This window comes from Parvibacter caecicola, assembly GCF_003725335.1.
Lineage (GTDB): Bacteria > Actinomycetota > Coriobacteriia > Coriobacteriales > Eggerthellaceae > Parvibacter > Parvibacter caecicola.
Window position 1 is genome coordinate 87351 of sequence record NZ_QIBY01000003.1, and the last position, 14833, is coordinate 102183.

The 14833-nt window shown below is 61.3% G+C and carries 10 protein-coding genes; 5 read left to right on the forward strand and 5 right to left on the reverse strand.

Annotated features, from left to right (window positions below):
• Window positions 1-17: 17 nt before the first annotated feature.
• Window positions 18-2936, forward strand: a complete 2919-nt coding sequence (locus tag DMP11_RS03525) for a molybdopterin-containing oxidoreductase family protein (protein WP_161555280.1) — start codon at window positions 18-20, stop codon at window positions 2934-2936.
• A 1-nt stretch (window position 2937) separates the two neighbouring features.
• Window positions 2938-3582 (forward strand): 4Fe-4S dicluster domain-containing protein, encoded by a 645-nt coding sequence (locus DMP11_RS03530; protein WP_123185126.1) that lies wholly within the window; start codon window positions 2938-2940, stop codon window positions 3580-3582.
• Between the two features lie 207 nt (window positions 3583-3789).
• Here the strand turns inward: DMP11_RS03530 and DMP11_RS03535 are convergent, their stop codons facing one another.
• Entirely contained in the window at window positions 3790-5205 is a 1416-nt protein-coding gene (locus DMP11_RS03535; RefSeq protein WP_123185127.1) for an MFS transporter, read from the reverse strand.
• Between the two features lie 223 nt (window positions 5206-5428).
• Entirely contained in the window at window positions 5429-5941 is a 513-nt protein-coding gene (locus tag DMP11_RS03540; RefSeq protein WP_211329066.1) for a very short patch repair endonuclease, read from the reverse strand.
• A gap of 309 nt (window positions 5942-6250) precedes the next feature.
• On the opposite strand from DMP11_RS03540, the gene DMP11_RS03545 reads away from it, so the two are divergent.
• Window positions 6251-10654 carry a DUF7601 domain-containing protein gene (locus DMP11_RS03545; RefSeq protein WP_123185129.1) on the forward strand — a complete coding sequence of 1468 codons (4404 nt, stop codon included), beginning with the start codon at window positions 6251-6253 and terminating at the stop codon, window positions 10652-10654.
• A gap of 201 nt (window positions 10655-10855) precedes the next feature.
• Here DMP11_RS03545 and DMP11_RS03550 read toward each other — a convergent pair whose 3' ends face one another.
• Both DMP11_RS03550 and DMP11_RS10200 read right to left on the reverse strand, forming a co-directional pair.
• A complete protein-coding gene (locus tag DMP11_RS03550; RefSeq protein WP_183621472.1) occupies window positions 10856-11677 on the reverse strand; it encodes a formate/nitrite transporter family protein in 822 nt (273 codons plus the stop codon).
• Between the two features lie 98 nt (window positions 11678-11775).
• Window positions 11776-12057, reverse strand: coding sequence for a hypothetical protein (locus DMP11_RS10200; protein ID WP_136845461.1), 282 nt, complete (start codon window positions 12055-12057; stop codon window positions 11776-11778).
• A 34-nt stretch (window positions 12058-12091) separates the two neighbouring features.
• Here DMP11_RS10200 and DMP11_RS03555 point away from each other — a divergent pair, with 34 nt between their 5' ends.
• Window positions 12092-12625, forward strand: coding sequence for a GNAT family N-acetyltransferase (locus tag DMP11_RS03555; RefSeq protein ID WP_123185130.1), 534 nt, complete (start codon window positions 12092-12094; stop codon window positions 12623-12625).
• A gap of 512 nt (window positions 12626-13137) precedes the next feature.
• Window positions 13138-13497 (forward strand): rhodanese-like domain-containing protein, encoded by a 360-nt coding sequence (locus tag DMP11_RS03560; RefSeq protein WP_123185131.1) that lies wholly within the window; start codon window positions 13138-13140, stop codon window positions 13495-13497.
• 106 nt (window positions 13498-13603) lie between these two features.
• On the opposite strand, the gene DMP11_RS03565 is transcribed toward DMP11_RS03560, so the two are convergent.
• Complete coding sequence (locus DMP11_RS03565) at window positions 13604-14563, reverse strand: C-terminal binding protein (protein ID WP_123185132.1); 960 nt, start codon at window positions 14561-14563, stop codon at window positions 13604-13606.
• Between the last annotated feature and the right edge of the window lie 270 nt (window positions 14564-14833).

Genomic DNA, 14833 nt, shown 5'->3' on the forward strand with positions numbered 1-14833 from the left:
AACCGAGAGGAGGAGAAATGACAAGACTCAATCTTGCCCGTCGAAGCTTCCTTAAGCTTTCCGCCGCAACGGGTGCGGCGATGGCCGTTGCGGGAGGCACCGCGTCGGCTGCGTTTGGCGAAGCGCCAGCAGGCGCTTCGCCAAAAGGGGAAACCAAGGTGATTCGCAGCTTCTGCCGTGCCTGCGGAAAAATGGAGTGTCCCAACTGGGTGACTGTCCAAAACGGCCGCGTGGTAAGCATTTCTGGAGACGAGAGCGCCTGCACCAGCCGCGGCAATCTGTGCGTAAAGGGCCGCACCGCCATGCAGCAGCTTTACCACCCCGACCGCGTGAAGTACCCGATGCGCCGCACCAATCCCAAAGGCGAAGACCCCGGCTGGGTGCGCATCAGCTGGGACGAGGCCATAAGCTCCATCGCGAAGGGTGTGCAGGAGTGCCGCGACAAATACGGCAACCACACGGTGAAAATTCTTCACGGCACCAGCCGCATCACCACCTACGGCATCGAAGGGCTATCGCAGGGCCTGCAAACCTCCAACATCGGCAACACTGCCGGGCAGATCTGCAAAGGTCCCCGCGAGTTCTCCGGAGCCATCACCGCCTACATGGGTGTTCATTGGATTAACCTCTCCGACCATCCCAAAGTATTTTTCCAGTGGGGATCCGACCAGGAAGTTTCCAACTACGACAACGCCTGCCGCGTAACAGTTGACGCCTATAATTTCGCCGAGCGCTCCATCTGTGTTGGGCCGCGTACTCAGAACCTGGGCAAAGAGACCGACTTGCAGTTGCACCTGCGCCCCGGCACCGACGACTTCCTCGCCTTGGGCATGATCAATCTGCTGGTGAACGAAAAGAAAACCTATGACCAGCTGTTCGTGAAAAAGTGGACTAACGCGCCTTTCCTCTATGTCGCAGACAAGGCTCCGGCGGAATTCACCTGGGAGTACTGTCCCTATGAAACCGGCGTGGGATTCTATCCGCTGAACCTGCGCACGCAGCTCCTTACCGAGGCCGACCTAGTAGAGGGCGGCAGCCCCAAGCGCTTCATGGTGTGGGACAGCACCACAGGAAAGCCCATCTATTTCGACAGCGAAACTGCGCTTTGGGAAGGCGAGACCGAATACCTGGCCCCAACGGAGTTCCAGCCGGCGGGCCTGGATAACACCGGCACCCTTGTCATCGACCCCGGCCTGCCGCTCCAGATAGACCCGGCCCTTGAAGGAGAATTCACCGTAACGCTCAAAGACGGCACCGCGGTTACAGCCGTTCCGGTTTGGCAGAAGTATTGCGACCACCTGTCACAGTACGACCCCGCAACCGTTGCCGCCACCTGCGACATTCCCGAAGATCAGCTGCGGCAGGCGGTGGACATCTACTGCGCTGAGCCGAACTTGGGCGGCATCTCCTACAACCTGCCCACCGAACACGCCGCCAACTCCATACAAACCACCCGCTCAATCCTGGCTCTGTCCGCCCTCATGGGCAACGTCGACAACGTGGGCGGCAACTGCGGCGGCCACGGTCAAGACGGCAACTACCACAACTATTTCATGTACTGCGTGCCCTTCGGCCAGCCCAGCCTGCCCCTAAACGAGTTGGAAAAAATTGCCGGCGTGGAGAAATTCCCCCTGCTTCCCTGGGCCACTAAGTGCCAAGGCGCGGCGAACTTCCACGACACCACTTCGGCCACCGACATGATCCTGACCGGCAACCCCTACCCCATTCGCTGCATGATCTCCGATACCGGCTCTCACTTCCATGCCGCCAATGCCACCAAGAACTGGGAGGCTTACAAGACGTTGGATTTCTACTGGGGCAGCGAACTGTGGTTCAGCCCCACCATTGAGTTGGCGGACATCATTACCCCGGCAGCGCACTTCCTGGAAATCGGGTGCGTGCGCTCTTCCCAAGGAGCAGAGAAGGGCTACGGCATCATGGTGCCGTGCGTGGAGCCCCTCGCTGAAGCCGAATGGGACGCCACAACGTGCGTCCGCGTGGCCGAGGCCCTGAATCTGGGATGGTGGCCCACGAAGAAGGAGTTCGCTCCCCCCTTCTGGCCCGAAGAATGGCTGGACAGCGAGTACCCCACCGCACAGCAGATGCACGAACTGGAAGTGCTCCCCGTTGTAATGGGCATGAACCTGCCCGGGCACAATGGCAGCCGGCTGGAGTTCAGCAGCTGGGATGACGCGGTGCAACAATACCAAGAGCACGGCCAGTGGAACCTACGGGAAGTGAGCCCCATCGGTTACTACAGGCGCTACATCAATGGCTACATCCGCACCGACGGACTTCCCGGGTTCGGCACCCCCACGACCAAATTCGAGCTTTTCTCTACCGTCCTGGAAACCTACCATCCCGGCGAAGAATGGCCGATTGCCCGCGAACCCCAGTACAGCCCCTACTCTACCCCCGACTTGTACCAGGAATACCCCATCATCTTCACCTCGGGCCGTCGCAACCCCTTGTTCTTCCACTCCGAAGGGCGACAGGTGCCGATGCTGCGCGAGCAAAGCCCCGTCCCCTGTTTCCAGATCAACCCCGAAACCGCCAAAGAGCTTGGCATCGAGCAAGGCGATTGGTGCTGGATTGAAAGCCCCAAGGGCAAGATTCGGGAAGTTGCCGACCTATTCTACGGCATCAAGCCGGGCACCATTGAAGCCGATCACGGCTGGTGGTATCCGGAACTTCCCGCCCCCACCCACGGGTTCGATTTGTCCAACGCCAACGTGATGGTGGACGAGTACGTGCAAGACCCCATCATCGGCTCCACGAATCTTCGCGCCTATCTGGTGAAGGTGTACAAGGCAACGCCGGAGAACTCACCTTATGGCGACCCGGTGCCCCGCGCCACCGAAGATGGAACCCCCATCATTTCCACCCCCGACGACGAGCGGCTCAAGCGCTGGCTGCCCAACTACGAGGAGGCTTAAGATGACCCAATACGCAATTGTCACCGACCTGAACCGTTGCGTGCAGTGCCAAAACTGCAGCGTTTCGTGCAAGATGGCCAACAACGTTCCATTGGCGAATTACTGGACCAAGGTGCTTCGCATCGGCCCCATGCCCACCCCCGGCGGCTCTGGCCAATTTCCCGATGTGGAGTTTTATTCCATTCCCGTTGGATGCCAGCATTGTGAGAACCCCGCCTGCGTAGAGGTGTGCCCCACCGAGGCCAGCCACAAGTTGGCCGACGGCACGGTGCAGGTGGACAAGGAGAAGTGCATCGGCTGCCAGTTTTGCGCCATGGCCTGCCCTTACGGCGTGCGCTACTTAAACGAAGAGGAGCGGGTAGTGGAAAAATGCACCCTCTGCGAGCAGAAAACCGCCCAAGGGGACTTGCCCGAATGCGTGCGCCAGTGCCAGGGCCGTGCCCGTTTCTTTGGCGACCTTGATCAGGGTATCGAATCGTTCCGCGGACCTAAGTGGGGCTCCGAAGACACCGAGTTCCTGCTCATTGGGGAGACGAGCAAGCCTTGGACAGAGGCAGATGTCCACGAGCTTCCCAATGTGGGTAACAATCCGGCATTTCGCTACATCTTGCGAGGCCGCACCTGGTACGGGGATGCGAAGAAATAGACCCGTCGGGCAGCCTCCTCTTTGAGAAGGCGCGCGAACGGCACATTGCAAAATTGGGGCTCTGGGCGATGGACGCGCAGAGCCCTTTCTGTTGCAGGAATCGCGACAGAAGCCGGGGATTTGCACGTACCGCGGATGGCGCGGGCGCAGCAGGAAAGAGCCCGCAGCTGGATCCGGCCCAACCGGCGTTGGTCCAGATGGCGGCCCCTACTCCCCTGCAGCCGCCTCGTCCTCAGGGCCTCCGTAGGGGCGCTTGCGCATAAAGGCGGCGTAGGCTGCAGCTGCGGCCAGGCCACAGGCGCAAATCACCGCCGCCACCGCCATGGCGGTGCCGAAGCCCTGCGAGGCCGCCCAGGCCAACGGCGCGCCGGCCTGCTGGGCCGCCCCCGTAACCGAGCTCATCACCCCCACATACAAAGCAGGCCCCAGGCAAGCGGCCAGCTGCAACGCCATGCCCATCAGCGACACCCCGTGGGAGTGCAGCTGCGGCGAAAGGCGCCGCAGCCCCGCCGTCTGCGACGGGGAGAGCAGCATGCCGGTGCCCAAATATCCCAGGAAAACGCCTCCCACTACCAACGGCATGACGGGCAGCAGCGCGCCGGCCACCATCATCAGCAGCCCCATCAGCGCGATGGCCATGCCTAGCGGCATCAGCGGCCACTCGCCCCGCCGGTCCAGCTGACGGCCCGATACCACGGCGGCCCCCGCATGGGCACACACCGGCAACAGCAGCATCAGCCCCGCCATGGAAGCGCTCATGCCCGCCGCTTGTTCGAAGTACAAAGGCGTCACCACCGAAAGCGAGAAGTAGGTCATCATGGTTACCATCACCAGCACCGCCGCCGGCCAAAACGCCCGCAAGCGCAGCGGCTTCAGGGAAACCAGCGGGTGGCTGCACCGCTGCTGCCGCAGGGCAAACGCCGCCAGCAACGCCACCGCCAGCGCCATTTCCCCCAACCCGGCCACGGGCTGCGACGACACCGCCGCCAGCCCCACCGACAACAGCGTTACGCCGCCGGCCATCAAAAGCGCCGACAGCCCGTCGAAACGGCCCCGCACTGGCTGGCGCTCGTCGCGCACCACAAACCAGCCCAGAATCGCAAACAGCACGCCGAAGTCCAGCGGCACGCAGAACACGCTGGCCCAGCCGAACCGCGACACCAGAAAACCGGTCACAATGGGGGCGGTTGCCGGCCCGATGGTGATCATGGAAGAGCCCAGCGCCAAACAGGCGCCCAGGTTCTGCCGGGGCACCCGCTCCACCACCACGTTCATCATGAGGGGAATGAACACCCCCGCCCCCAGCGCCTGCACAATGCGAAACAGCAGCAGCGGCACAAAACCGCCGGAGGCCATGCCCCCCAGCGAACCCGCGATGTTCAAAGCCGCCGCCGCGAAAAACAGCGCCCGCAGTGAAAAGCGCCGGTACAGGTAGGCCATACAGGCCACCACCACCGTCACCACAATCATGTAGCCCGTTACCAGCCATTGGGCCACCACGGCATCGATGGCAAATTGCCCCATAATGGAAACCAGAGCCATGTTCATAAGATTTTCGTTGAAACCGGCAATGAACGCGCAGCCGTATAAAACTACAAGCAGCATCCGTAGCGACGAGCCCATGCTTTAATTCCTCTCAACCAAGTTGTTCAAATCTGCCATCCGAAATGGCCGTCTCAAAGCAGCTTAGATGCGAGCGCATTGTGGACACTTCGCCGAGTTCTGCACTGGGTAAGTGTAACGCAAAAGCGGCGGCGCCCCGCCAACGAATCGGTTTCAAGGAAAGCGTATCGGTAACCACGGGCAACCACAGCGCCGCCCTCGCCCTCAAGGGCGCCCGGGCCGTCTACCGGGCGGGCGGGTCGAGCGGATCGTGAGGACGGCGGACGAAGCGCCACACGATGCGCTCCGTTTCCGGCAACTGCTTCGGCTTCAGCTGATGCTCCCACAGCACCAGCACCTTCCAGCCCATGGCCTCCAAATCCCGCAGGTTCTGCTGGTCCCGTTCAATGTTGCGGGCGAACTTCGCCTCCCAGTAGTCCACGTTCTTCTTCGGCACAGCCATGTGGCACTGAGGGCAGCGGTGCCAAAAGCAACCCATCACGAAAATGGCCAGCTTGCGGCCGGGAAACGCCACATCCGGGCGGCCTGGCGCCTTTGCCCAATCGGTGCGGTACCCGGTGTAGCCCATGCGCCGCAGCAGCTGGCGCAGCTTCACTTCCGGCTTGGTGTCGCGCCGTTTGTTGGACTGCATCGACTTGCGGGTGGCGGTGCTCACCACCCCGAAATTGTAGCGCTCTTTCGAGACCAGCTTCGATGTGGCAAATTCGGATTGCGGATTGTCTTCAGATGCGTGCATGACAACCATTATAGACTGCAGGGGCGCAAAGCAAGCCAGCGCCGCAACCGGCACCGGGCTCGCGACCAACATCCGAATTGCAGCCAATGGCAAACCCCGTTAAAACTCCAAGCTAGAAAGTATCGTTTTATGGCTTCTGAGAAGCCCCCCCCCCCGAATTTTACGGGCAAAAACGGCTTTTATCTGCACTTTTACCAAAAAAAGGGGTTTTTCTCGGCATGCGTTTGCGCTAGCATCTGCCCTAAGATTCTCCCGCCCTAGTCTGGGGGCTATAGACAGAGGGCGGCTGCACTACTCAGAGGAGCACGCATGTCCGAAACGCACATCATTTCACGGAACTGGAAGCACAAGAAACACCGCACTACCCAAGCTTTGTCGGTGGTGGTTTCTCTCACATTGGCGCTATCGTTGTTCGGCGCCGCCGGGCTGCCGGCGTTCGCGGAACCAGCAGCCGACGAATTCGAAACCCCCATCAGCGACGTGCTTATGAACGAAGCCGACGAAACCACTGGCAACGAATTTGCGCAGACCCCCCCCCATTCGTTAAATTCCGATTCCGGGGAGCAAAGTCAACCGCAAGATGAGGGCGAAGCCATCGGAGCCGAAGAAGCCAAAGCGAATGAGGTTCCTGACGAAGACGAGACCATTCTCGACATCCCTGCTGTCACCGACTTGAGCGACGGGGACGAAAGCCCAAGTGCCCGCACTTCCGCCCGAAGCATCTCCGATGCAGCGCTTGCCAAGCACGTGGTGGAGGGCGTAAACCCCGAAAACACCGTGGTCAACCTGTTCAACTACAGCACCGGCGTTTTCCGCGATAGCAGCTGGCGCCCCGACCTCAACGGTAGTGACACCATCAGCGCCACTGGCAATGCCACACCCGCCGTTAACTATCAAACCTGGCTAAACAACTCCACCGGCATCAATTACGGACACTTGCTCACTTTCGGCGACGGCATGCGCCACCTGGGTTACTGGAACCAAGGTATTGTGGCGTCTTATGGCGACATTGCCCTCGAACGTCCCGGCATGCAGAACATTGTGGCGCCGCTGCTCACCGACGGCTATCCCAGCATCAACGACGACGAAACCTCCGTGGGCCCCAACGGCGCTGAGCTGGGCGGTTACAACTCCAATCCGCCCCTGTACTCCACGGCATGGCGTACGCTAACGTCCGGCGGAATCCCCTACAAAGAAATGATTTACTGGAATGCGGGTCCCGATTTCCAGGCCAGCGGACAAGGAACATTCGAAAACCCCAGATTCAATCCCGTCAAAGCCACCAACGTCAGCAAGGCGGTACAGGCGCGCGTGGTGAAACCGGGGCTTGATTCCAGCGACAACGGCGAAGACGGCACCTATACCCTTACCCCCGAACAACTGTCGCTGAAATACTTGTTCGACCCCGCCGTACCCCACGGCGGCAAGAAGTCCTACAGCAACGTCACCGGCCTGTTCCAGGTGGACGACGAAGGCTATTACTACTACAACATGCGCGACAACTTCGCAGAATTCGTAAATGCGCCCACCACCATCGACGGCGAAGCCAGCAGTGGCCATTTCGTGCTTTACGACGCTCCCGCCGGCCTGCGTACCGACGGCACCGACAGCGTCGGCAACTTCTTCCCTTTCAACAAAGCTGCCGATGTTTTCAGCGAAAAAGACGGCAAGCTGGTCAACCTGCTTAACGCCAGCAACAGCTATGAAGAAACCGCCGCCAGCAAGCCCTTCGCCGACCATCACTTGGGCATGACCATGGAAACCAATTTCCGCCAGCCGGTAAAAGGCCTGGTAGGCGGCAAGCCCATGACCTTCGAATTCGTTGGCGATGACGACGTGTGGGTGTTCATCGACGACGTGCTGGTGCTGGATTTGGGCGGCATCCATTCGGAGCTGTATGGAACCATCGACTTTTCCACTGGCGATGTGAACCTGGGCACTGCCTTCAACTCCAATGGCAAGATTTACGATGCCGACGGCAACTACATCACCGAGCCCGTAATCAAGACCACCATCAAAGACATGTTCACCCGCGCTGGCAAGGCTGACGGCACCCAGTGGAACGGCAACGCCTTCGCCTCCAGCACCTCTCACACCTTGAAGATGTTCTACCTTGAGCGTGGCAACTACGACTCGTCCATCGCTGTTCGCTTCAACCTGCAGCAGGCACTGTACCAGCAGATTAAGAAAGTAGACCAAGACGGAAAACCGCTGGAAGGAGCCGAGTTTGAGCTGTACTCGGTGGAAACCCCCGCCGGAATCAACGCCCAGAACGCCAGCACGGTTGAACTTGCCGACGTGACCCCTAAAAAGCTGGAAGCCACCGTCACCACCGACGCAAACGGCGAGGCGAAGTTCGTGGACAACGTAACCTCTCGCGGCGACAAGCTGGAGCCCTTCAATTTTGCCGATCGCTACAACGCCGACACCCAGGAGGGGCTGCTGTACATCCTGCGGGAAAAGAAAGCACCTGACGGATACAAGCCTCTGCCCACTGATATGCTGGTGCGCTTCGATCCCGAACGCACCATTCTCATAGTGAACAACCGCTACCAAACTGGCGCCTACGCCAGTTTCAACAGCTACGTTAACGGCATCACCGGATCCACCTTCTACGGGCAAGTCGGCGAAGACGGCGGCTTGGTGGAGTACATCCCCGGCACCCCGCCCGTTTCCGAAGAGACGCAAAAGAACGGCCTGGTAGTTACCGTACCCATGTTGAAAAAGCAAACGGGCAACAAGCTATGGCTGCCTCTGTACGGCGACAACCTCACCGGCTTCCAAACAGTGGAGTACCCAGAGGACGTCAACCTAGACGACCCGGCCCAGTACCGACTGGCCGCCCGCGAGGTTACGTTGAAGGCTGCCCTCATGCAAGCCGCAACCGCCTACGCCAGTGACGGTCAAGCATGGCACCTGAACTGGGACAACGAATCGAAACGCCTCACCGCCACACTGGAGAACCTGCCCGGCCGCGCCGACCGTTATCTGAACACCAACCCCGAGGGCGACATGCGCATGTTCTATGCCATCATCACCCCCGAAGCGCTAGCGAAGACCCTGGGGGAAACAGAGGCGGTAATTGCTTCCATGTCCGCTGATGAGAAATACCGTGCGCTGGGCGAGATGGCCTACAACATCTTGAACCACACCAACTCCACCAGCGCTCCCGAATTTCAAGAGCTGATCGACACCATAAACCCCGGCACCGCCAGCTCCACCTACGACCAGCGGGGCTACACTCCCCTCGACTCGCGCCAATTCATTCGCAACTTCCGTTCGGTGCTCTACATTCCCAACGAGCAGCGGCAATTGCGCGTGGTGAAAGTGGACCAGAACGGCAATCGCGTGAACGGCGTGCAGTTTGGCCTGTTCGCAAGCGAGGAAGCTGCTAAAGTCGGCACCGCCCCCATCGCCAAGGGCGTCACCTCTCTGGTTGAGGGGCAAGAAGGCATGCTTATTTTCGAGCCAGAAGAAAGCCACACCCTTCACAGTGAGGGCTTTGGCAACGGCTACGCCAACATGAGCTGGCCAGCCGGCAGCGCCGACGGCACCGTTGCCACTTACTACTTGAAAGAGCTCTCGGCGCCGGATGGTTTCACTATAAACGAAACCATCATCCCTGTGAAAGTGGGGATTTACTCCATCTACGCTGACGCCGGAGTTGCCAATGACGGCGTAAGCGTAATGGCCGGCGTGGGCAAACTCACCCAGACAATGGTGAAATTCGCCGCCGATGGCGATGTGAACATCACCCTGCGCGACATCACCGCCTTCGCCCAGAAGCAGGCGTCTGACAGCTTCACCATGGCCGGATGGCAAGATGACCTGCTGGCCGAAACCGATGGTCTTGAAGTGCCCCGCTTCATGAATCTGCACTACGGCCAGAACGCCACCATCGACTACGGCCTGTCCGATGCCGACGGCGGCAAGCTGTACGAGCCCTTCTTCGTCACCGACGAAGGCTTTATCCGCACCCGTGTGCAGCAGAACCTGCATGCCCACGACGACCCATCCGACCCCGAGCATTCTGACAGCAACGCCGACGACTTGCTGGACATGGACATTACCAGCCTGTTCAGCCTGATCAACACCGTGGTGGTTACCGACACTGACACCAACGTCCCCAAGGCGGGCAAGCTGCAAGTGAGCAAGACAGCGGAAGGCGACAACCTCGCCACCAACGATTACCGCCATTTGTTCCACTTCCGGTTGGAGTTCTTCGGCCCCGATGGCAACGCGCTCGAAGACAGTTTCAGCTTCTATGGCACCGACCGTACCGGCAGGGTGAAGAGCGGTCAGGTGCTGCCGCTGCACCACAACGAGGCGGTTACCATTCTGGGCGTACCCGAGGGCACCACCTACCGGGTGACGGAAATCGATGGCAACAAAGACGGCTACACCGTGCTGCCGGCGATCGAGCAAAGTGCAGAGGTGACTGGCGAAGACCTGTACGAAGCGAATTTCGTGAACACTCGCAACCCGGTGACACCGCCCGACAACCCCAACGGCGACGACCCCGATGACGATCCGCAGGGTGGCGACGGATCAGAGGGCGACGATCCAACCAATACCGGCAAGCTACTGCCCCGCACTGGCGACAGCCCGATGCTGCCCACGGTCATAGGCGCCATGGCCGTGGCCGCAGCAGTGGCGCTGGTGAGCCGTTGCCGCCTGCGCCAGCAACGGCAGCTCGCCACCCACCGCCGCTAAATCAGTCCCAACGGCCCATGAAAAAAGAAGCAGAGAAATCTCTGCTTCTTTTTTCATGGGCCGACAGGGGACGGGGTTAACGTCATGCGGCTCGCCCACTTTCTTAGGCAGAGATTCTATCTCTGCCTAAGAAGCCAGCGGGGTTGCCTCGCAGGCAGAGAGAGGTGACAAAAGTGTACGTCCCCTTGTCACCTTCCGAAGCTACTTGCGGCGGTAGACGAACCAATAGGCAGCTCCCACGATGGCGCCGCCGACGATGTTGCCCGCCGTGGCCAGCGCGATGTTGCACACCATGCTGCCCACTGTGATGGCCCCCGCCGCACCGAATCCGGCGCTGTTCAGGGCAAACCCCATGGGCAGGAAGAACATGTTGGCCACGCAGTGCTCGAAGCCGCAGGCCACAAAAGCCGAAATGGGCAGCAAGATGCCCAGCACCTTGTCGGCCACCGTCTTCGCCGAAAGGCCAATCCACACCGCCAGGCATACCAGAATGTTGCACATGACGGCCTTCACAAAAAGCGTCAACGGATCCAGCGCCACCTTGCCGGCTGCCACCGACACAAAGGCCTCCCCCACTTCGCCGCCATTCATTCCTTGCACGTTCGCAAAAAATACCAGCGCCACCGCCACCAGGCTGCCGGCCAGATTGCCCAGCCACACCAGCGCCCAGCTGCGGGCCAGAGCCGCGCCGCTGATTTTCTTCGAGGCCCTCGCGCACACCATGAGAATATTGCCGGTGAACAGTTCGGCGCCGCAACACAGCACCAGCACCAGCCCTAGGCAAAAGCACAACCCCCCCACAGTGCGCTGCACGCCAAAGGGCAGGGTGGGATCGCCCAAAAACGTACAGAAGTACATGGCGCCGAAACCAATGAAGGCACCCGCCAGCATGGCCGACACGAAGCAGCGGGCCGCAGGCATGGCGGCTTTCGTTTCCGCCACCTTCTCCACCTTGGCCTCGGTGGCGGCCGGCGTCAGTTCGTCGGGGCTGATGGACAGCAGGTCTTCCTTGGTTATGGTCATGCGGCGTCCTTTCTTTGGTTCGCTCCATTAAAAACCACGGGGCGGCGCTGGGGGCGGATGGTCGGCCCCAGCGGCGCAAACCGAACCTTGTTGCACTATCATAGGGGAAAGAGAGAAACCGGCGGCGGTACGCGACGGTCAACCGAAAAACCGCACGAGCGCCCCTTGTTCCGCGCGGCGGAAGCGGCCGCCGCGAGCGATGCGATGTGGCCCACCGGCGCGCCTCGCATCGAGCGGTCGGCGCGGCGCGGGCAAGCATCGGCCCGCGCGGTCACTGGCGGGCATGCCGGGGGCATCCAGCCCACCACTTCGCCAACCACGCAAGAAGAGCCGCTGTCCCCATGGCCGCCGGCAACCGAAGCGCCACTTCGCCAGCTCATAAGGGGAAGCCCTCACGAAAACGAAGGAGAGACCATGGCCAACCTCACCGTCCGCAAGGCAACCACCGCCAATACCGATGCCGTCATCGACTTCTACGCCCGCATGATCGACGAGATGGCCGGCACCGACTTCGACGTGCTGTGGAAGCACGATGTGCATCCTTCCCACGCCTTCCTGCGGGAATCGGTAGAGCACGGCTACCTGTACCTGGGCATTGCCGAAGACGGAAACATCGCCAGCGCCCTGGTGGTGGACCGCACGCCAGCCGACGGCTACCAGCAAGTGCCTTGGCGCGTGACAGTGACCGATGGCGAAGCGGGCATCGTGCACGCGGTGGCCACGCTGCCCGCCTATCACGGCAACGGCTTCGCTCGGGAGCTGATGGAGGCGGCCATCGCCACCAGCCGCGCCGAAGGCCTGAAGGCGTTGCGGCTGGACACCTTCGTGGACAACGTGCGCTCCCACGGCCTCTATGAGAAACTGGGCTTCACCAACGTAGGCACCTTCCCCGTGTTTTACGACGACCTCGGCACCGTGCAACTAGACATGTTCGAACTGCCCCTGTAGCGCACCAGCACGCGCCGCCATCAGCCAGCGCACTTCGCCCGCCGGGCGGCACCGTATCGCCCCGGCACCGCGCTCCGCCACACGTTCCCCCACTCCCCGCCGCCGCGCCCCAGCCTCCAAGCACCACGCACCGGCCATCGGGCCGCGAAATTGCCACATCCTCGTTTTTTTGACGGCCCGTGTCACATTTTCGAGGATATGGCAATTTCGGGTCCCTGTTTTTGCCACATCCTCGTTTTCGCTGCAGATTTCGCACAAAACGAGAGGATGTGGCAATTTTCCGCTCGGTTTTTTGCCATATCCTCATTTCCGTGACAGCAGGCGTCAAAAAAACGAGGATGTGGCAAAACGCGCATGAACGACGCGTAACGGTATGGGGGCTTCACCCTTACGGCGCAAAAGATTGAGGATGCGCGGAGCGGGCGGTGCGGTAAAACCATGCATCAGCATGCCCCGATGCCCCAGCGGTCGCGCCACGTTGCGCCGATGGGGACGAAGCGAAAGGAGCCCTCATGGCAAGCAACCAGACCGTTACCGTTATAGACAGCGCGCGCGTGGAGGAGGCCCAGGCGCAGCAAGTGCCCCTGGTGGACGTACGGCCCGCCTTTATGTACGAGGAAGGCCACATCCCCGGCGCCATAAGCGTGCCGCTGGTGGTGCCCAAAAACGGGTCGATGGTGCCCGACGATGAAATTGTGGCCGCTGTGGAAGCGGCCGGGGTTGCCCCCGGCGACGATGTGGTGCTGTACTGCCAAACCGGGCTGCACGCCGGCCTGGCAGCCGACACCCTGGCGGACAAAGGCTTCACAGGAGTGGAGCTGTACTCCGGCAGCATGAACGACTGGACGGCGAAGAACCTCCCGGTGGAATAAGCCGAAGCAGCTGCGATTCCCAAGCACGGCCCTCGCCCGAACCGGCCCCGGCTGCCCGGCTAGAGAGCGGGATCTGTAACCGGGTGGGGCACCGCAGCTGCAGCCCTTAATTCACGGAGCTCTCGGGGCGGCGGCCCAGCACTACGTCGATGGCGTTTTGGGTGCAGCGGCGCCGCAGCTCCACCGCCGACTCCTCGCTCCAGTAAGCGGCATGAGATGTGAGTACCGTATGCGGCGCGTGGCAAATGGCGGCATCCGGCGACACCGGCTCCTCCTCGAATACGTCCAGGCCAGCGCCCCACAGCCTCCCCTGCCGCAGCGCCTGGGCCAGGGCATCGGTGTCCACCACCGCCCCGCGCGAGGTGTTGATCACAACGGCATCCGGCTTCATGGTGGCGATGCGCTGGGCGTTCAGCAGATGGTGAGTTTCCGGCACCAGTGCCGTATGGAAGCTGACCACATCCGCCTGGGCGATGAGGGCGTCAAGCGCCATGTAGGGAAAGCCCTCCGGCGTAGTGGTGCCGGGCTGCCCCTTGCGGTCCCACACCACCACGTTGAATCCCAGCCCCTTCGCCTTGCGCGCCACCGCCTGGCCGATGTGGCCGTAGCCCACCACGCCAAACGAACGGCCGCTCACCTGGCCCAACGGCCGGTGCCTGCGGAAATCCCAGATGCCGGCGCGCATGTCGGCGTCAATCTCGTTGATGCGGCGCAGCACGCACAGCGCAAGCGCGATGGCGTGGTCGGACACCACCTCGGTGCCATACCCGGGCACGTTGCACACCACCGTGCCGTTGGCGGTGGCGGCCGCCACGTCGATGTTGTCCACCCCCGTGCCGGTTTTGCTGACCACCTTCAGCCCCGGCAGCGCCTGAAACACCTCGGCGGTGTAGCTGCCGTAGGAAGTTATGGCGCCGTCGGCCCCCTTCAGATGGGCGATGATCTGCTGCGGGCTGCGGGCCTCTTCGCCGTTGAACGCGGCGAATTGGATGCCCGCCGCCTCCACCATCTCGCGCTCGAACTGGGAATCTCCGAAATCGCTATCAGTTACCACGATCTTTGCCATCGCTCATTCCTTCCCAAACAAATAGCCGCGCGGAACGCCCGGCAGATGCCGCGGCCGTAACTTACGGCATTGTAATTCCCATGCAGCGCACCAGTAAGGCAGGGCTGCCATACTGCCCTTAACAGGTTACCGAGGAAAGGAGAGCGCCATGCTGGGATTTATGTTGGGAACCGTAATCGTGGTGGCTTTCTGCATTGCCATGGCCGGGTGCGTGGGCACCAGCCTGCTGTAGGGCGCAGCGCCCCGTCACCCACGCGAGTGCAAAGCCCT

Excerpts from the sequence above, each read along its gene's own strand:
- DMP11_RS03530 (WP_123185126.1), top strand. The coding sequence starts at position 2,938 with ATGACCCAATACGCAATTGTCACCGACCTGAACCGTTGCGTGCAGTGC.
- DMP11_RS03525 (WP_161555280.1), top strand. The coding sequence starts at position 18 with ATGACAAGACTCAATCTTGCCCGTCGAAGCTTCCTTAAGCTTTCCGCC.
- DMP11_RS03560 (WP_123185131.1), top strand. The coding sequence starts at position 13,138 with ATGGCAAGCAACCAGACCGTTACCGTTATAGACAGCGCGCGCGTGGAG.
- DMP11_RS03540 (WP_211329066.1), bottom strand. The coding sequence starts at position 5,941 with ATGCACGCATCTGAAGACAATCCGCAATCCGAATTTGCCACATCGAAG.
- DMP11_RS03555 (WP_123185130.1), top strand. The coding sequence starts at position 12,092 with ATGGCCAACCTCACCGTCCGCAAGGCAACCACCGCCAATACCGATGCC.
- DMP11_RS03545 (WP_123185129.1), top strand. The coding sequence starts at position 6,251 with ATGTCCGAAACGCACATCATTTCACGGAACTGGAAGCACAAGAAACAC.
- DMP11_RS03535 (WP_123185127.1), bottom strand. The coding sequence starts at position 5,205 with ATGGGCTCGTCGCTACGGATGCTGCTTGTAGTTTTATACGGCTGCGCG.
- DMP11_RS03565 (WP_123185132.1), bottom strand. The coding sequence starts at position 14,563 with ATGGCAAAGATCGTGGTAACTGATAGCGATTTCGGAGATTCCCAGTTC.
- DMP11_RS10200 (WP_136845461.1), bottom strand. The coding sequence starts at position 12,057 with ATGAGCTGGCGAAGTGGCGCTTCGGTTGCCGGCGGCCATGGGGACAGC.
- DMP11_RS03550 (WP_183621472.1), bottom strand. The coding sequence starts at position 11,677 with ATGACCATAACCAAGGAAGACCTGCTGTCCATCAGCCCCGACGAACTG.